The sequence below is a fragment of the Mycobacterium sp. MAA66 genome (genome assembly GCF_041261665.1).
GTDB lineage: Bacteria > Actinomycetota > Actinomycetes > Mycobacteriales > Mycobacteriaceae > Mycobacterium.
Genome location: NZ_JBGCCC010000004.1, coordinates 355,613 through 374,370, shown reverse-complemented (window position 1 = coordinate 374,370; position 18,758 = coordinate 355,613). Strand labels below are relative to the sequence as shown.

Annotated in this window: 13 protein-coding genes and 1 riboswitch; of the genes, 3 read left to right on the top strand and 10 right to left on the bottom strand. The window is 65.5% G+C overall.

What is annotated here, in order from left to right; translation table 11 throughout:
• Positions 1-18 precede the first annotated feature (18 nt).
• From ABIA30_RS16140 to ABIA30_RS16130, 3 genes are all read right to left on the bottom strand, one after another.
• Positions 19-1,947, bottom strand: coding sequence for a primary-amine oxidase (locus ABIA30_RS16140; RefSeq protein WP_370067052.1), 1,929 nt, complete (start codon positions 1,945-1,947; stop codon positions 19-21).
• A complete protein-coding gene (locus ABIA30_RS16135) occupies positions 1,944-3,407 on the bottom strand; it encodes an APC family permease (protein WP_370067050.1) in 1,464 nt (487 codons plus the stop codon). The genes ABIA30_RS16140 and ABIA30_RS16135 overlap by 4 nt, the downstream gene beginning before the upstream one ends.
• An 82-nt stretch (positions 3,408-3,489) precedes the next feature.
• The gene (locus ABIA30_RS16130) at positions 3,490-4,980 is read right to left on the bottom strand and encodes an aldehyde dehydrogenase family protein (protein WP_370067140.1); all 1,491 of its coding nucleotides are present in this window, start codon (positions 4,978-4,980) and stop codon (positions 3,490-3,492) included.
• A 263-nt stretch (positions 4,981-5,243) separates the two neighbouring features.
• Between ABIA30_RS16130 and ABIA30_RS16125 the strand changes: the two genes are divergently transcribed.
• Both ABIA30_RS16125 and ABIA30_RS16120 read left to right on the top strand, forming a co-directional pair.
• Positions 5,244-6,701, top strand: coding sequence for an APC family permease (locus tag ABIA30_RS16125; RefSeq protein ID WP_370067048.1), 1,458 nt, complete (start codon positions 5,244-5,246; stop codon positions 6,699-6,701).
• Positions 6,698-7,450 (top strand): IclR family transcriptional regulator, encoded by a 753-nt coding sequence (locus ABIA30_RS16120; protein WP_370067046.1) that lies wholly within the window; start codon positions 6,698-6,700, stop codon positions 7,448-7,450. The genes ABIA30_RS16125 and ABIA30_RS16120 overlap by 4 nt, the downstream gene beginning before the upstream one ends.
• A 1-nt stretch (position 7,451) precedes the next feature.
• Here ABIA30_RS16120 and ABIA30_RS16115 read toward each other — a convergent pair whose 3' ends face one another.
• The 5 genes from ABIA30_RS16115 to ABIA30_RS16095 all read right to left on the bottom strand — a co-directional run bounded on the left by ABIA30_RS16115 (position 7,452) and on the right by ABIA30_RS16095 (position 14,092).
• Positions 7,452-7,604, bottom strand: coding sequence for a hypothetical protein (locus ABIA30_RS16115; protein ID WP_370067044.1), 153 nt, complete (start codon positions 7,602-7,604; stop codon positions 7,452-7,454).
• A 185-nt stretch (positions 7,605-7,789) separates the two neighbouring features.
• Positions 7,790-9,472, bottom strand: coding sequence for an NRAMP family divalent metal transporter (locus ABIA30_RS16110; protein ID WP_370067138.1), 1,683 nt, complete (start codon positions 9,470-9,472; stop codon positions 7,790-7,792).
• 191 nt (positions 9,473-9,663) lie between these two features.
• Positions 9,664-9,816, bottom strand: a complete 153-nt coding sequence (locus ABIA30_RS16105) for a hypothetical protein (protein WP_370067042.1) — start codon at positions 9,814-9,816, stop codon at positions 9,664-9,666.
• A 302-nt stretch (positions 9,817-10,118) separates the two neighbouring features.
• A riboswitch (M-box (ykoK) riboswitch) is annotated at positions 10,119-10,291 on the bottom strand.
• 397 nt (positions 10,292-10,688) lie between these two features.
• Positions 10,689-12,392, bottom strand: a complete 1,704-nt coding sequence (locus ABIA30_RS16100; RefSeq protein WP_370067040.1) for an AMP-binding protein — start codon at positions 12,390-12,392, stop codon at positions 10,689-10,691.
• Positions 12,392-14,092, bottom strand: coding sequence for an AMP-binding protein (locus ABIA30_RS16095; RefSeq protein WP_370067038.1), 1,701 nt, complete (start codon positions 14,090-14,092; stop codon positions 12,392-12,394). Before ABIA30_RS16095 ends, ABIA30_RS16100 begins: the two co-directional genes overlap by 1 nt.
• 59 nt (positions 14,093-14,151) lie before the next feature.
• On the opposite strand from ABIA30_RS16095, the gene ABIA30_RS16090 reads away from it, so the two are divergent.
• On the top strand, positions 14,152-14,994 hold the full coding sequence (locus tag ABIA30_RS16090) for a LuxR C-terminal-related transcriptional regulator (RefSeq protein WP_370067036.1): 843 nt from the start codon (positions 14,152-14,154) through the stop codon (positions 14,992-14,994).
• Between the two features lie 3 nt (positions 14,995-14,997).
• On the opposite strand, the gene ABIA30_RS16085 is transcribed toward ABIA30_RS16090, so the two are convergent.
• Both ABIA30_RS16085 and ABIA30_RS16080 read right to left on the bottom strand, forming a co-directional pair.
• Complete coding sequence (locus tag ABIA30_RS16085; protein WP_370067034.1) at positions 14,998-16,812, bottom strand: ABC transporter ATP-binding protein; 1,815 nt, start codon at positions 16,810-16,812, stop codon at positions 14,998-15,000.
• Positions 16,809-18,725 carry an ABC transporter ATP-binding protein gene (locus ABIA30_RS16080; protein ID WP_370067032.1) on the bottom strand — a complete coding sequence of 639 codons (1,917 nt, stop codon included), beginning with the start codon at positions 18,723-18,725 and terminating at the stop codon, positions 16,809-16,811. Before ABIA30_RS16080 ends, ABIA30_RS16085 begins: the two co-directional genes overlap by 4 nt.
• Positions 18,726-18,758: the final 33 nt, after the last annotated feature.

Sequence of the window (18,758 nt, the reverse complement as noted above, 5' to 3'; positions counted from 1 at the left end):
CCGGCAGCCTATTTCCGCTCAGCCGTTGCAGCAGTGCGACTTCTTCGGTGCCGCAGGCACATTCAGTGCCGGGTTGCGGTCGAAGAAACTGACCGGCTTGAGCTTGAACCCCGCGTAGTCCACCGGCATCACGGGCCAGTCCTCGGGCCGCGGAAAGTGCGTGAGACCGAAGGTGTGCCACACCACGATGTCCTCACCCTCGATGCTGCGGTCCTGCGCGACGTAGGTCGGCAGGCCGGCATCACCTGGATGCTGGTTGACGAACTGGCCTGCCGGATAACGTTCTGCCGGATCATATTTCGTCACCCACAGGTGCTTGGTGGCAAACGCGGCCCGCTTGGCGATGGAGCTCGACGGGTCGGCCAGCAGGGTGGGCTGCCCCTCGGGGTGCAGGGCGTAGCCGACGTTCTGGCCGAGCCGGTTCTGCTTGGTCGGGTTGGTGATATGCCAGACCCGGGCCTTGAGATTGTCCGCGGTGCGCATGCCCTCGAGTTCGTGGGTCAGCTTGGTCTTCTGCGGGCGGAAGGCGTTGCCCCACGGGTTCTCCGGGCCCATCGGTACCGGTACGGCGTCGACCTCTTCGACCGTGTTGGTCAGCCCGTCGACCGTCATGTCCAACCGTGCGGAGAACATGTGCTGGTGGAACGGCGCACCGAGGCCGGGGGCCATCTCGGTGGAAAAACCTTCCGGCCCACGGTAAGCCGAGGCGAACACGATGCCGGTGGCCTTGGCTTCCAGCTCGATGGTGCCGTCGAGGTAGAGGTACCAGTAGAAGCCGTAGTCGTAGTTGCCGATGGTGAGGAAGAAAGAAATCACCAGGCGGCGCGAGCGTCGGACCTCGGCCATGCCGTTGAACATGTCGGTGTGCTTCCAGAGCACACCGAAGTCCTCCTCGTGCATACAGATCGCGTTCTTCATCAGCTTCGGATTACCGGCCTCGTCGGCGATGGTGACGTCGAAGTACTTGATCTCACCCAGGCAGTCGCAGCCCAGTTCCAGCGAGTTGGTGTAGCGGCCGAACAAGTACTCACCCTGATCGAAGTAGTTCTGCCAGTAGCGAACCGGCGATGGATCGGCATAGGGCACCACCATCTCGGCGATCGATGCGCGGTACACCACCGGCCGGCCGTCGATCGACAGCTGGTGCAAGGTGAGACCCTCACGAACGTCGAATCCGAACCGAAAAGACCAATCGGCCCAAGTGATCTGGTTGCCATCGACGGTGAAGCTCGCCCCTTCGGGCTGGGTGATCTCGATCGGCTTGAGGTCGGTGCGGGGCGGGACGGCGTGCGGTTCGGCGTCCCATTCACCGCGTTCTGCCGGCACCGGCAACACGACCTCGTCGATCACTTTGACCACGGTGCGCTGGGTCAGGTCGACATAGGCGACCACCCCGTCGATCGGGTGTGCCCACGGCAGATCGGCCGCGTCGTACTGGTAGAACGCCAGCACCCGCACGATCCGGCGGCCCACTTCATCCTCGTGGCCGAACACTCCGGCCGATAGCGGAACCGCCCGTACGTCAGTGGGATTCAGGTTGCGCTTCGTCATGGCTTCGATCCACTCGGGGCAGTCGAGCAGGAACGACTCGATGTCCTCGAACTCCTGATCCAGGATCGGCACGTGGCCTTCGGACGCGCTGTCGATCGTCACCTCGGTGACCACGCGACCCTGCGTCACCGACACCACCAGGTCGAAACCCTGGCCGGTTGCCCGGTTCAGCAGCAGCACCCGGGCTCGGCGGTCCATGTCGTCGCCGGGGATGAAGGCCAGCACCTCACTCTTGTGCGGCTCTTCCAGGGCGATGAACACGAACCGCACACCGTCACCCAGCAGGCCGTGCGCATCGACGATGCGGCGTACCGTGCGGATCTCGTCGGCGTTCAGTGGGGTGAGCGGGTGGTCGGCGGTGGCGGTCTTGTGATCGGGTTCCATCGTGGCAGTCATCGTGCGATCTCCTTTGCGATATCAGTGTTTTCGTCTTGTCGTCCGGCACGTGGGCGCAGCATCGCGATCGCGATGCCGCCGAGGAAGGCGCTCACCAGCAGTGCGCCGATGACGGTGGCCAAGGTGCCCGAACCACCAACCAGCAGAGGCAGATTCACCGCCGTCATCACCGATAGCACCGCCAGGCCGAGGAAGCCCAGGCTGGGCGCGATGACGGTGTGCCACGGCCGAGTGTCCAGGCGGGTGCGGCGGAAGTAGACGACGACGGCTGCCGAGGTCAGCGTCATCAGCACCACGATGCCCACCGAGGCGGCGCCGACGAACCAGGTGAACACTTGGGTCACCGGATCGAGGCCCGCCACGACCGACACCACGACCAGCACCAGTGCGGACAACGTCTGCACCACCGAAGCGATGTGCGGAGAGTCGTGCCGCACGTGCGAGCGGCCGCACTGCTCGGGCAGGGCCCGGGTGTTGCCCAGCGAGAAGATGTACCGCGCCAGCACGTTGTGGAAGGACAGCAGCGCGGCGAACAGGCTGGTGATCAGGAAGATCTGAACCAGGTCGGCGGCCGCAGAGCCCAGGTAGCGGGTGGCGGTGGCGGTCAGCATGCCCTCGGGGTGATCGGTGGCCATCTGCACGGCGTCGGCGTCGCCCCAGGCGCTGACCAGCGCCCAGCTGCTCAGCGCGTAGAAGCCACCGATGAGCAGCAAGGCGGCGTAGGTCGCGCGTGGGATCGTGCGGACCGGGTCGCGGGCCTCGTCGCGGAACACCGCGGTGGCCTCGAATCCGATGTAACCGGCCAGCGCGAAGATCAGCGCGATGCCGGGTGCGCCGGAGAAGAACTTGGCCGGCGACCATGCCGCGGTGGAAAGTCCTTGTGCGCCAACGTGTCCGATGACCGCCGCGTTGATCACCAGGACGATGCCGACCTCACAGACGAGTAGCACCCCGAGCACCTTGCCGGACAATTCGATGTGCCGGTAACCGAGCGTGCCGACCAGCACCATCATCAGCAGTCCGTACAGGTACCACGGCAAGTGGGGGCCACCGTGCGAGCTGACCAGGCTGTCGATCGCCGCGCCGATGTAGCCGTAGACACCGCCCTGAACGGCGGTGTAGGACAACAGCGCGAGAAAGGCCGCGCCCAGTCCGGCGTGCCGGCCGAAGCCGTGCGCGATGTAGGTATAGAAGGCGCCGGCGCCTGGAATGTGCCGAGCCATCGCCGTGAAGCCGACCGCGAACAGCAGCAGCACCGCAGTGCAGATCAGGTAGGACGCGGGATATGCCGCGCCATTGCCGGCGGAGATACCGATCGGGAAGGTGCCGGCGACGACGGTCAATGGCGCGGCCGCGGCGACGACCATGAACACGATTGCCACCGGGCCGAGGCGACCCGACAATCGGTTCGGCCGGTCACCGGCGGGCAATCCGGTGTCAACGAGGATTTCAGTGGCCATGAGAGACGCTTTCAGTCGTTTGAATAGTGGTGGTATTCAAATGAGAATTGCCGGTCCACCGAATTCTCATTTGACGGCGAATTCACAGCGCCATGTTTATGGCTTTCGTCTGGGTATATTCGGCGATCGCGCCTTCACCGAGTTCGCGACCCCAACCGGACTGCTTGTAGCCACCGAAAGGCAGCGCGGTGTCGAACGCGTTATGGCAGTTGATCCATACGGTGCCGGCCTTGATCTCGGCCGCCACCCGATGGGCGGTGGACACATCGCGGGTCCAGACACTGGCAGCCAGACCGTAGGGGGTGTCGTTGGCGGCCGCCCGCACGCCACGCTCGCGATTGAAGGGCACCGCGACGGCGACCGGACCGAAGATCTCCTCTTGGTAGACGGTGAAGTCACGCTCCACGTCGACCAGCAGCGTCGGCTGCACATAGAAGCCGGTGTCGCCGTGCCGGCCGCCGCCGGCCAGGGCCCGGGCCCCCTGGGCGATCCCGGCATCCAAGTAGCCGGTGACCTTGGCCAGCTGTGCCGCCGATACCAGCGGCCCGACCTCGTTCTCCGGGTCCAGGCCGGGGCCGATGCGACGACCCGCGGCGTACTCGGCGACCCCGGCGGTGAACTCGTCGAAGATGGCGTCCTCGACCAGCAGCCGGGTGCCAGCCGTGCACGTCTGGCCGTGGTTGAACAGAAAACCGCCGGCCACGCCCGGTACGGCAGCCTCCAGATCGGCGTCGGCGAAGATGACCTGCGGGCTCTTGCCGCCCAGCTCCAGCGAGACCTTCTTGAGGTTGCCGGACGCCGCGTTGACAATCTTGCGTCCGACCTCGGTCGACCCGGTGAACGCGACCTTGTCGACGTCGTGGTGCGCGGACAGCGCCGCGCCCACGTCACCGAAGCCGGTGAGCAGGTTGAACACGCCGTCGGGGACGCCGGCCTCGGCGATGACCTCGGCCAGCAGCAGTGCGGTCAGCGGGGTCTGCTCGGCGGGCTTGAGGATGACGGTGTTGCCGCAGGCCAGCGCGGGGGCCACCTTGAAGGCAGCCATGACCAGCGGGAAGTTCCACGGGGTGATCTGGGCGCAGACCCCGACCGGTTCGCGCAGCGTGTAGGCGTGGAAGGTGGCGCCCGGCGCCCACGGCACCGAGACCGGAATGGTGCGGCCCTCGATCTTGGTGGCCCAGCCGGCGTAGTACAGGAAGATCTCTGCGGCCCAGGTGACATCCACGGCCTTCGCGACGGCGACGGACTTGCCGTTGTCGATGGACTCGAGCTGGGCGAACTGGTCGGCACGGTCGTAGATGCCTTCGCCGATGCGCCACAACATGCGCTGGCGCTGCGCCGGGGTCAGGGCACGCCACGGTCCGGCCTCGAACGCCCGCCGCGCCGCGCGAACCGCCCGCTCGACATCCTCCGGACCACTGTGCGGCACGGTGGTGATGACCTCACCGGTGGCGGGATCGACAGTGTCGAATCGGCGGCCGGACGCGGCCTCGACCCACTGACCGTCGATATACATATTCCGGGGACGCGACATGAAATCGACGGTTCGCGGGTCCAGGTCCGCGGTGAACATTGCTGTCATGCAAAACATGTTTACGCGCCGATGTGGTGCACGTCACCACCATTTTCAAATGGATATTTATTCGGCTGACATTCTCATTTGAAGTGGTGCGGCAATTCTCATTTGGCCCGGCCGATAAACCCAGCTTGCCTCGAACATCGGGGGGCGCTGCCGGCCGCGGCGGGAGCGCCCGGCGACCGGATTCTCATTTGAAGTTCGCGGATGTTTACCCGACATCGCTGTCCGGTCCGCGCCGATCGGCTACCTTGCGTCGCATGGGCCCTAGCAGAACCATCCGGAGCCGGTCGCCGGTCGCCGGGCTGCGGCGCGCACAGCTGACGTTCAGCCAGGTTCTGGGACAGTCGGTTTCGGCGGTGGCACCGTCCGCCGTGATGGTCACCCTGCCGGCACTGGTGTTGCCCGCGGCCGGCCAGGCCACCATCGCGGTGTTCATCCTGACGGCCCTCATGATGGCTGCGGTCGGGTACTGCATCGCGCAGTTCTCCGGCCGCATGGTCGCGGTCAGCGGGCTGTACAGCTACACCGTCAAAGGCCTCGGTCCGGTGCCCGGTATCGCGGCCGGCTGGTCACTGATCGTCGGCTACGCCGCCGCCGCGATGGCCAGTGCGCTCGGCGCTGCCAGTTACCTCGCCGCCCTGCTGGGCCATGTCGGGGTACCGCCCGGAAAGCCACTCATCGCGGGCCTGACCGTGCTGGTCGGCAGCGCCGCCCTGATCCTCATGGTCCGTGGCATCAGGCTGTCCGCCCGGATCTCTCTGGCTGTTGAATTGTTCGCCATCGTGGTGGCCGGCGCGGTGCTGGTGATCGCCGTCGGCGGCGCCGTCACAGGCGGTCATGTCGCCGCGAAAACTGCTGCGGGTGCATCACATTCGGCACTCGGCTTCGCGCTGCTCCTGGCCATCACCTCGTACGTGGGGTTCGAGAGCGCCAGCACCGTGGCCCGGGAGGCACAGCGACCATTCGTCACAGTGACGCGGGCCATCCGGTGGACACCGCTCGCGCTCGGCGTGCTGTACACCTTCGCTGCCGGGCTGCAGGCCACCGGCACCATCCAGACCGGAATCGGTTCGACGCCGATCGTGCTCGCCCTGCCCGACGCCACCGACACCCTTGCCGGTGTGCTGTCCATCGCCATGAACGTGGGCATCACCGCGTCCTGGTTCGCCTGCGTGATCGGGTCCAGCACCGCGCTGTCGCGAATCTTGTTCGCCATGGGTCGCGAAGGGGTCCTGCCGACCTCGGTGGGCAGGACCCATCGGCGGTACCACACCCCTCACATCGCGCTCGCCATTGCGATGCCAGTGATCGTCGGAGTGCCGGTCGGCTATCTGTTCGTGGCTGAGTCCAGCCGAGATGTCCTGGTCGGACTGCTGGCAGTATCGGCGCACGGCTACATCGGCGCCTATCTGCTGGTCTGCCTTGCCACTCCGGCCTTCCTGCGCCGAATCGGCGAGCTGACCACCGCTCCGCTGGTCGTCGGATTGACCACCGCCGCAACCATGGTCGCGATCATCGTCTGGGCCGCTCTGTCTGTGGCCGCACCCGTGTGGGTCGCCACCGCGGTCTACACGGTAGTGCTAGCAATGGGTTTGACGGTGTTTCTCGCCCGCCGCCACCAGGTGCCTGATCTCCCCGAACGCGTCGGAGTGTTCGACGAGACCGTCGCCGCCGACGTGTTCGCCGACTACAACCCGTGGCAGGTGCGCCGATGAGCCCCGCTGACGGCGCACTGTCCGGCCGGCAACCCAAGGCGGTACAGAGCGCACTCCAGGTACTTGAGGCCGTTGCACTGGCCGGCACCGGTGTCACCGCGAAGGACATCGCCGAGCACTTGTCGATGCCTTCGGCCACCACGTACCGGCTACTGAATCTCCTTGTCGCCGACGGCTACATCGTGCGACTGCCGGACCTGTCCGGCTTTGCGCTCGGGCCCCGGATGGGGTTGTTGATCGACGCGGCAGTCTCCCCCAGCGTATGCACCAAGGCCCGGGAGACGCTGGCCGAACTGAGACTGTCGGTGCGCTTCGGGGTTCACCTGTTCTACTTCACCAACACCTCGCTGCGGCTGGCCGACGCCGACCGTGAATACCCGCCGCCGGCCGACGAATCCGCGCTCAACCGCAATCTGCACGCCAGCGCCGTCGGCAAGCTACTACTCGCTGAGAAACTCGACGCCAGTGTGCTGGTCAGCTCGTCGCCGGCCGCTCTCACCGACCGCACCGTCACATCGAAAGCGGCTCTGGCCGAACAACTCACGGAAGTCCAGGAGCGTGGGTACGCATCCCAGACCGGGGAACTGCGGACCGATGCGGCCTGTGTCGCGGTACCGGTACGGTCCCCCGTCGGGACCTTGGTGGCCGCGGTGGCGATGTCCGGTCGTGCCGAGCAGGACCAGCTGCTGCACCGTCAGCTCCCGGTATTACAGGACTACGCAACACAGTTGGGTCCCTTGCTGGCGTGATTCAGTGACCGGGGTGCGCCCCAAGGGAAGCCGAGATCACCGCAAGCGGAACCTGCGACAGCTGAAGGTTGTGCCGTTCCTGCGGGGTCAGGTGCGTGCGGGCGTGCATCAGCCGAACCACGCGTTGTACGGCGGCGGCGCGAAATACGGTCATGAGAGAACTCCTGTCGAGACCAGCTACATCAATCACAGCACGCAATCGAGAGCACGGCATCGATCTGAGCCATCAAGAGCTCGTTAAAAATCCGCGAGCTCAGATTCCGGTATCGCAGGACTGCGCAACACAGTTGGGCCCCCTGCTGGGGTGATCTACCAGCAGAGGGCCCAGTCTGATCGGACTCAGCTGCCGATTGCCTCGGCGATCTTCACCCCGACCAACGCCACCGCAATCAGCAGGTAACCGCGCAGCGCGACCATGCCGGCCACTCGAAGCGGTGACCATGCCGGACGCTCCAACGTGTCCAATGCTGGTGTGCGCCAGCTATCCCGGTCCTGGCTCAGCATCGCCTTGCGAACAGTGCGGTCATGCGGCTGTTCGTCGAGGTCGGCGACCTGGTCGGGGTCGAGGCCACCGAACTCAGCTGCCACCACTGCTGCGACGTACTGATCGTCCGCGCGACGGGTCCTCCAGTTGGCCATCGCAATGGCGCCGCCACCGAGCACTCCGACCGCGACCCCCACTCCGAAGCCCAATTCCAGTTGTCCTGCAGTCAGATTCGGGAAGAACGTCGCGGCGGTCAGGGCCAGGGACAGCAGCACCAGCGACCAGACGATCACCCCGGCCACGATGTTCTGCCGCAGGTTGTTCACCCACGGACCCAGAACCGCCTTGTCGTTGCACAACAGCACCAGAAATACCGTCGCTGACGGCAGCAGCACCCCGGCCAGCGCCTGCACGCCCTGGGTCAGCAGACCCAGCACGTGGTCCGGGCTGAACGACACCGCTGCAGCCACAGCCAGCAGCGCTGCGTAGCCCAGGTAGAAGGCCGGTGCCTCGGTGACCTTCCAGTGCAGCGAGTGGCGCTTGCCCAAGGTGTCACCCAGCGCGTAGGTGGTGGCCAGGCCTACCGCATTGGCTCCGATGAGCGAGGCGTCCAACAGCAAGATCGCGAACAACGCACCGGCAGTGTGGGATACGTGCTGCCCCAACTGGTTTGCCACGTCGCCGGCATCGGTGAAGTTACCGACAGCATCAGTACCGGCAAGCCCGAACGCCGCAGCAGCCATGATCGCCACCGCACCCACCATCACCACGACGATGCCGATCCACAGGTCGATGCGCTCGTACCGGATCCACTTCGGGGTCAGCCTCTTGTCAACGATGTTGGACTGCTGGAAGAACAGCTGCCACGGTGCCACGGTGGTGCCGACGATCGACACGATCAGCAGCAGCAGCGTCGAGTTCAGGCCACCCGGCAACGACGGGATCAGCCCCTTGGCGGTGTCCGCCGCCGACGGGTGCACGATGAACGCCAACGGGAACATCACGATGTTGATCGAGATGAGCGCGAAAATGAAACGCTCCCAACGGCGGAACGAGCCGCCGGCCACCACCGCGAACAACAGCACCGCGGCCAGGGGTACCGAGATCGACTTGGGCAGCCCGAAGTAGTTCAAAGCCAGTGACACACCGATGAATTCGGTGACGATCGTCAACGCGTTGACGATGAAGAGGTCCCCGACACTGAATGCGCCCCAGAACTTGCCGAACCGGGCGAAGATCAGCCGGGCATGTCCCACCCCGGCGACGGCACCCAACCGGACCACCATCTCCTGGTTCACGTACAGCACCGGAATCAGCAGCGCCAGTGTCCACATCAGCGCCATGCCGTAGTTCTGGCCGGCCTGGGCGTACGTGGCGACGCCACCGGCGTCGTTGTCTCCCACCATGACGATCAAGCCGGGGCCCATCACCACGAGCAGCATCTTGAGCCGCTGCATCCAGCTGCGGCCGGAGGTGGTCTCGTCGGTGCGGATGGTGCCGAGCGCGCCGACGATGTCGCCGACGTGAGCGGTGTCCAGAACCGCGGTACCGACCGAATCATGTTGTGCTAGCGGCGTTCCGCCCGAAGCGCGTGGCGGGCGTGCAAAGAAGGCCATGTCGAGAGTCCTCTCGTGAGGTTTAGCGGGCAAGCGGCATCGTCGGCTCACGCGGGTACGGGCCCGCCCACCGGAATCGGTGGACGGGCCGCGCCGCGCGGGGCGACCGAGAGTCAGAAGTCGGGGTGCGCCCCAAGGGAAGCCGAGATCACCGCGAGCGGCGTCTGCGACATCCGGAGGTTGTGCCGTTCCTGCGGGGTCAGGTGCGCACGAGTGCTCACCCGCCGGACGGCGCGACGTACTGCATCACTACGGAATACGGTCATGACAGGACTCCTGTCGGATAAGTCCCGCGCGCCGGCCACACAGGGCATCGGTCAGGCGCCGTCGGTTAGACGGCCACCCCGATGAAGAGTCGGCAAGGCCACGGGAGGGCTTGAATGAATTTGTCTACGTTGGGTTTTCGTCCCGGACTGGAACTCGGACCATCGCCAGATTTCATGTCGTCCCTCACCTCCTCGCCGTCGGGCCCCGTCGGGGCAGCTGTGCCACGTATCTCTATGACAACACGCAGGGGAGGATGCGGCTTCCGAAGCGGGCCTCAAGAACCCGTCAATACTCGTCGCCGCGAACACCCCTCTCGTCAGAGCTTCGGCACTGAACGACGTAATCCGCCGGGGCGGATAGCCACTTCGGGTCACCCCTTAATCCGGGGAGACCTGTCCTAACCCTGGGCGTCTCTCGACGTCGTCGGATCAGTGGCTTCTGTTCGTTCAGGAGCCTCGCCTAGCGAGGTGCTGACCAATGAAAGGTAACCCCGGCTTGCGGGGCCCGTCAACTCGGCGCGAACGAGGTGGCCACAACGACGTTGCGGGGAGATCACCAGGTTCGATTCCATGCCGACCGTCCGACACGCTCACAGTGCGCCCCGATATCGCGCCACCGTGTGTCGGTCCTGATGCGACACTTGCGATTTGGAGCCGTCAACTTACCTTGACCGGCAAGGAAAGTTGACCATCCCAGATCGACGTTGCTGTGGGAGAGCGACGCAAGTGTGGGCTGATTACCGCCGTCATTGCGAAATCGCAACAGTTTGGCCCGTACGGGTTACCACCACGAATGTGCGACCAGACCGTCGATCCGCGAAAATCGCGATCTGGGTGCACCGTCGACGCGCGAATGCCAGGAGAGGCCCACGCTAGGGGTCTTCCAGCCCGAACAGCCGCACGCTCTCGACGCGCATGTCGACCTTGCGCACCTTGCCGGTGACCGTCATCGGGAATTCGTCGACCACGCGCACGTACCGCGGAATCTTGTAGTGCGCAAGCGATCCCGCAGCGAAATCCCGAATGGCCTTGGTATCCAGCGGCTCTGCCCCCGGCTTCATGCGGACCCAGGCGCACAACTCCTCGCCGTAGCGCGGATCAGGCACCCCGATCACCTGCGCTTCCTCGATATCCGGATGGGTGTACAGGAACTCCTCGATCTCACGCGGGTAGATGTTCTCGCCGCCGCGGATCACCATGTCCTTGATCCGGCCGACGATGCTGCAGTAGCCGTCGTCCGCCATCACCGCCAGGTCTCCGGTATGCATCCAGCCGTCGGAATCGATTGCTTCCCTGTCATATTTGCTCCTCACGTGCGCAGAGTCATATCCGCTCCTCACGTGCGCAGAGTCATATCCGCTCCTCACGTGCGCAGAAACCTTCTCGCTGCCCTTCCAATAGCCCAGCATCACGGAATAGCCGCGGGTGCAGAACTCTCCGGACTGACCCCGCTCGACGGTCTGCCCGGACTCCGGATCGATCACCTTGATCTCCAGGTGCGCCTGTACCCGGCCGATCGACGTGGTCCGGTGCACCAGGTCATCATCGATCAAGGTCTGGCAGGACACCGGCGAGGTCTCGGTCATGCCGTATGCGATGGCGACCTCAGTCATATTCATCTCGGCGACACAACGTTTCATCACCTCGGTGGGACATACCGACCCGGCCATGATCCCGGTACGCAGACTCGACAGGTCCCGCTCGGCAAACGTGGGGTGGTTCTGCATGGCGATGAACATCGTCGGCACCCCGTACACACCGGCGCAGCGCTCTGATTCGATGGCCGCCAACGTCGCGCCCGGGTCGAAGCCCGGTGCCGGAATGACCACGGTGGCACCGTGAGTCGTGCATCCGAGGGTGCCCATCACCATGCCGAAGCAGTGATAGAAGGGCACCGGAAGACACAGCGGCTCCCCCGGCATCAGCCGGATGCCCTCGGTGACAAAGAACCCGTTGTTCAGAATGTTGCGGTGCGACAGCGTGGCGCCCTTCGGGAAACCGGTGGTGCCCGAGGTGTATTGGATGTTGACCGGGTCGCTGGTATGCAGCCGGCGCTGACCGTCCGCCAACAGCGCGGCTGGTACGCCGTCGGAGTCGCTGCGCAGCCGCCGCCAGTCGGGTCCGTCCAGGAACACCACGTCCGTCAATTCCGGTGTCTCGGACCGGACTTCGCCGATCATCGCCGCGTAGTCCGAGGTCTTGAAGTGGGAGGCCGAGATCAACGTCCGGACACCGGATTGATTGAGCACGTAGGCCAATTCGTGCAACCGGTACGCCGGGTTGATATTGACCAGGATGGCACCGACCTTCGCCGTTGCGAACTGCGCGACCACCCACTGCGCACAGTTCGGCGACCAGATTCCCACCCGGTCGCCCTTGCCGACACCCCGTGCCATCAAACCTCTTGCGATCAAGTCGATTTCGACGTTCAGTTCGGCGTAGGTGTAGCGCAACCCCTGGGCCAGGTCCACCAGCGCCATGACATCCGGATGTTGCGCGGCAATACGTTCGAAATTCGCGCCAAGAGTCTCCTCGAGAATCGGGGTGGCAGTCGGCCCCGCGTCGTAGCTCAGCATCAACTCACCAAATCTTCGTAGCGGTACTCCGACGCAATCGGGATGCCGGCCCGATGTGCCTCGTCCTCACGGTTGCGCAACTCCACGCGGCGGATTTTGCCGGATATGGTCTTCGGCAGGTCGCCGAACTCGATCCGTCGCACCTTCAAATACGGCGCCAGGTGGTCGCGCGCGAATTCCATTATGGACCTTGCGGTTTCGGCCTCTGCCGGCCAGCCTGAGGCCAGCTGCACATATGCCTTCGGCACGGCCAGCCGGGTGTCATCGGGCTGCGGTACCACAGCCGCCTCGACCACTGCCGGATGCTCGATCAGCACGCTTTCCAGCTCGAACGGTGACACCTTGTAGTCCGACGACTTGAATACGTCGTCGGTGCGACCGATATACGTGATGTAGCCGTCTTCGTCACGGGAGGCCACGTCTCCGGTGTGGTAGTAGCCGCCCGCCATCACCGCGGCATTGCGTTGCGGGTCACCGAGATAACCAGTCATCAGGTTCAACGGCTTGGCGCTCAGGTCCAGGCAGATCTCCCCCTCGTCCGCCGGAGCACCGGTGATCGGGTCGACCAGCACCACCGGGACGCCCGGCATGGGTCGCCCCATCGAGCCAGACTTGACGGGCTGACCGGGCGTGTTGCCCACGAGCAAAGTGGTCTCGGTCTGCCCGAAACCGTCCCGGATGGTCAGCCCCCAGGCCTGCTGTACCTTCGCGATGACATCCGGGTTCAGCGGCTCACCCGCACCCAGAATCTGGCGCAGTCCTTCGGGTTTGGCACCGAGGTCGGCCTGGATCAGCATCCGCCAGACAGTCGGTGGAGCGCAGAAGGTGTTGACCTCAGCGCGGCGCAGTTGCCGCATCAGCGCGGCAGCATCGAATCGGCTGTAGTTGTAGACGAAGATCGTCGCCTCCGCGATCCACGGTGCGAACACGCAACTCCATGCGTGTTTTGCCCAACCCGGCGAGCTGATCGCCAGATGGACGTCACCTGGCCGCACCCCGATCCAGGCCATCGTGGACAGATGCCCGACGGGATATGAAATCTGGCAGTGCTCAACGAGTTTGGGCTTGCTGGTGGTGCCCGAGGTGAAGTAGACCAGCAGCGGGTCGGTCACATCGGTGACCGCAGCGAACGGACCCGCCGAAACCACCTGGTACGCATCGGCATAACAATTCCAGCCCGGCACAGCGGCTCCGACTGCGATGCCGACGTAACGCCCGTCGACCGCGGCAAACTTGTCGGTCTCCGCGGCGCCCGCCACCACGAAGCCGGCCCCGCCGCGGGTGATGCGATCGGCCAGATCGGCCGGCCCGAGCGCCCCGGTGGTCGGCATCACCACCGCGCCGAGCTTGGCCACCGCGAGCATCGACTCCCAGAGTTCGACCTGGTTGCCCAGCATGACGATGACCCGGTCGCCCTTGCTCACACCCAGCGTCTGCAACCACGTCGCCACCCGGTCGGATCGGTCGGCCAGCTCGGCGAATGTGTAGCGCTGCTCAGCCCCGCCCTCTTCAGCGATCCACAACGCGGTGCGCTCGGCGCGCTCGGGTCTGCGGGCGATCACGTCGAACCAGTCGGTGGCCCAATTGAACGCACCGGTCAGCTGCGGCCAGCTGAAGGTGTCGACGGCCTGCCGATAGTCGCCGATCGACGCCACGAGACGATCCCGCGCAGCGCGATACATGTCGGTGTTGGTCACCATGAACGTAGGATCTACGTCACACCTATCCGCCCGCTACCCCCGAAAGAGGGTATCGCCCCGTGCCAACCGGCCCGTCCCTGCTACGCCCGAGCGACACCGACGCCGTGCGCGCTGAGCTGCGCCGGATCGGCACCGAGGGCGAGGTGCCGGTGATGTTCGGCGGCGAGGTTCACGACGACGTGCTGCTGCTCACCGAGTTCTACGGCACCCGAACCAGCCGGTTGCGCGGCCTGGTGGTGCAGTCGAACTTCGGCCTCGGCGGGGCCAGCATGGTGTCCGGCCGGCCGCTGGCGGTGGCCGATTACCGGCGCGCACCGTCCATCACCCACGACTACGACGTCCCGGTGTTGTCCGAGGGCATCCGTTCGGTGCTGGCGGTCCCGGTGGTCGTCGACGGGCAGCCCCGGGCCATGCTCTACGGCGCCTACCGCTCCAGTGCACCGTTCGGCGGGCAGGCCGTGGACTTGATGCTGGCCTCTGCCCGTCGGCTGGCCGACGAGCTGACCATCCGCGACGAAGTGGATCGCCGGCTGCGGCTACTGCAGACCGAACCCGCCGACACCACCGCGGTGAACACCGAACGCATCCGGCAGGTGCACGCCGAACTGCGTCGACTGGCATCCGGTGACGAGGCCGTCGCCCCGGGCACCCTCGGCCACCTCGCCGACCGACTGGCCGAAGCCATGGCAGGCGGGCCGGCCCCGGTCAGTCCGCTCAGCCCCCGCGAACTCGATGTGCTCGCCCAGATCGCGTTGGGGTGCACCAATGCCGAGGCCGCACAACGACTCTCGCTACAACACGAGACAGTCAAGAGTTATCTGCGCAGTGCCGCAACGAAACTCGGCACCCACACCCGGCACGAGGCGGTGTCGAAGGCGCGCCGGCTGCGGCTGATTCCCTGACGGTCAGGCCAGCGACTCGATCCAGGCCCGGTGCAGCGCCGCGTACCGCCCGTTCCCAGCGATCAGGTCGCCGGGGGCACCGTCCTCGACGATCCGTCCACCGTCGAGGACCAGTACCCGGTCAGCGGACTGCACGGTGGACAGGCGGTGCGCGATCACCAGCGCGGTGCGCCCGGCCAGCACCGTCGCCAGCGCCCGCTGCACCAGACGCTCGGTGGGAATGTCCAGCGAGGATGTCGCCTCGTCCAGGATCAGCACCGCTGGATCGGCCAGGAACGCGCGGGCGAAGGCCACCAGTTGCCGTTGCCCCGCCGACAGCCGCCCACCTCGCGCCGCCACATCGGTGTCATAGCCGTCCGGCAGCGCCGCGATGAACCGGTCGGCGCCCACGGCGACAGCTGCCGCCCGGATCTCGGTGTCGGTGGCATCGGGGCGGCCGAACCTGATGTTGTCCGCGACGCTGCCCGAGAACATGAAATTCTCCTGGGTCACCATCACCACGTGGCGGCGCAGTTCGGCTTGGGCAACAGAGCGCAAGTCCAGCCCATCGAGGGTCACCGAGCCCGAAACCGGATCGTAGAACCGGGCGATCAGCTTGGCGATCGTGGTCTTCCCGGCTCCGGTGGCACCGACCAGCGCGACCGTTTGCCCCGCCGGCACCATCAGATTCAGCTCCGGCAGCACCGGCCGGTCCTGGCTGTACCCGAACCGCACCTCGCGAAAGACGATGTCGCCCTTGACCTTATCGAGTCGAACCGGGTCCGGTGGGTCCGCTATCGCCGGCCGCTGTCCCAGGACGCCGGCGAGCTTCTCCAACGCCGCGGCCGCCGACTGGAACGTGTTGAAAAACTGCGAGATCTCTTGCATCGGTTCGAAGAACATCCGGAGGTACAAAAGGAACGCCGCCAGCGTGCCGATGGTCATGTGGCCATGCAGCACCAGGTACCCGCCGTAGAACAGCACCACGGCGGTGGTGATGTTGCCGACCAGTTTGACCCCGGGCATGAACACCGCGAGCAGGATCATCGTCCGTTCGTTGATCACGCGGTAGTCGTCGACGACGCCATCGAAAATCTGCTGATTACGCGGTTCGCGCCGATAGGCCTGCACCGCCTTGATGCCGGTCATGGTCTCGACGAACTGCACGATCACCAGAGCCGCACGTTCACGAACGACGCGGTAGGTCTTGGCCGATTCACTACGGAACCAGGCAATCAGCAGCACCAGGAGCGGGAAGGCGCCCAGGCACATCAGGCCGAGACGCACGTCCAGGGTGACCAGCAGCACCGCGGTACCGCCGAGGGTGAGCGCCGCCGTGATCAGGCTGTCGAATCCCGTCGACAGCATGGTCTGGATGGCCTCGATGTCGTTGGTGGAACGACTCACCACCCGGCCCGAGGTGTACCGATCGTGGAACGCGACATCGAGCCGCTGGAACTGCCGGTAGACCCGGCGCCGCAGCTCCAATAACACGTTCTGGCCCATCCGGCCGGACCGGTTCAGGAAGAACATCCGACTGGTCGCCTGCAGCACCACCACGGCGCACAGGGCCAAGACAACAGTGACCAGCTCACGGGCCGGCCCGCCCTGCAGGATCGGCGGGATGCCGTGATCGATACCCCGCTGAACCAAAAGCGGGACCGACAGCCGCGCGGCGTTCTCCACCACCACGACCAACCCGAGCAGCAGAACGGTGACCCGGTACGGAACCAGCAGTGAGCCCAGTAGCGCCCGGGCTTCGCGGCGCCGCGGTACGGATTCATCGATGGGCAGGTCGTCGGTGGCGTCCACGGTGCGACCGCGCCAGTCGGTGCTCATCGCCTACGCACCTCCTCAGACTCATCGGTCTGCTCCAGGTACAGCTGCTCAAGCCGCTCGCGATCTTCGTCCTGCTCCCAGTCACAGCTGCGTTCGGCGCCATCGTCCAGCTCGTCGTCGGCCGACAGCAGGTAGCGATACTCCGGCGCCTCGGCCAGCAGCTCGGAATGGGTACCGATACGGGTGATGGTGCCGTTTTGCAACAGCGCCACCCGGTCGGCCAGCAGCACGGTGGAAGCACGGTGCGCGACGACCAGGCCGGTGACCGCGCGGAGCACCCGGCGCAGCGCCGCGGTGACTATCGCCTCGGTGTGCATATCCAGTGCCGACAGTGTGTCGTCGAGCACCAGCACCGACGGCGCCGCCAGGATGGCGCGAGCAAGCGAAAGCCGTTGCCGCTGACCGCCGGACAGGCTCATGCCCTGTTCGCCGATCCGGGTGTCCAGACCGAATGGCAGATCGTAGACGAATTGTGCGGCGGCGATGTCGATGGCCGCACGAATCTGTTCCTCGGTGGCGGGATCGTCCGAGCCGCGGCCCAGGGTGAGGTTCTCGACGACGGACATGGAGAACAATGTCGGGTCCTCGAACGCGGTGGCCACCGCCGAGCGCAGCGCAGGCAGCGACAGCTCCCGAATATCGCGGCCGTCGAGCAGGATGGCGCCCTCGGTGACGTCATAGAGCCGCGAGAACAGTGCAGCCAGAACCGATTTGCCGGAACCGGTGGCGCCTACCAGAGCCAGGGTCTGGCCGGGCTCCACCGTCACCGTGACATGGCGCAAGGCCCAGTCGTCGGGCTCCGCGTCGGGGAATCGGAAGCCGACGTCGCGCAGTTCGAGAAGGCCGCCCCGGGGCACCTCGGTCACCGGACCGCTGGTGATGTCGACCGGCGCGTCGAAGATCTCCGCCACCCGATTGGCGGCGGTCATCGACTCCTGCATCATCGAGAGCAGATAGCCCAGCGAGGCGATCGGCCACACCAGCGACAGCATCATGGTGATGAAGGCGACCAACGTGCCCATCGTCACCAGGCCATGGCCAACGGCATACGCACCGAACCCGAGCACCACGATGAGCGTGACGTTGGGGATGACCTCCAGCAGAGTCCAGAACCGCGCCGACACCGCCACCTTGCCGACCTCGGCGTCATACAGTGCCACTGCACGGTCATCGAACCGTTGGTAGACGTAGTCCTCCCGGCCGAACGACTTGATCACCCGCAGACCCAACGCGGATTCTTCAACATGCGTTGCGACATGGCCGGATTGGTCCTGCGCCAAGCGGGACAGCCGAGTGAACTTACGCTCGAATTTGAAGATGGTGACGCTGATCGGCAGCACCGACGCCAACACCACCACACCCAACGGCCAATACATGGCCAGCAGGATGGCCGTCACCACCACGATCTGAATTGTGTTGAGCACCAAGAACAACAGGCCGAACGACAAGAATTGGCGAATGGTGCTGAGGTCATTCATCACCCTGGACAGCAACTGCCCGGACTGCCACCGCCGGTGGAAGGACATCGGCAGGATCTGCAACTGCGCGTAGAGGTCCTTGCGGATGTCGGCCTCCACGCCCACCGTCGCCCGCGCACCGAGCCAGCGCCGGATGAACCACAACACCGCCTCGACGAGGCCCAGCGCCAGGGCAGCCGTGCCCAGCACCCACAGCCCGTGTTGATCCTGGTGCCGGACGGGGCCGTCGATGACGGCCTTGGTGACCAACGGGATCGCCACGGTGGTGCCCAGTCCGACCAACGCCGTCAGCACCATGCCGGCCCAGCGGCCGCGATAGGGCCGCAGATAGGGCAACAGCCGCAGCAGGTCTGAGCTACCGCGAATCCGCGCCGGTCGCGCAGCTATCGCCGGTACCGAACGCAGGGGATCATCATGGACTTGGGACACAGGCATTTGATCTTCCCACGCGGCAGTGACATCTATCGC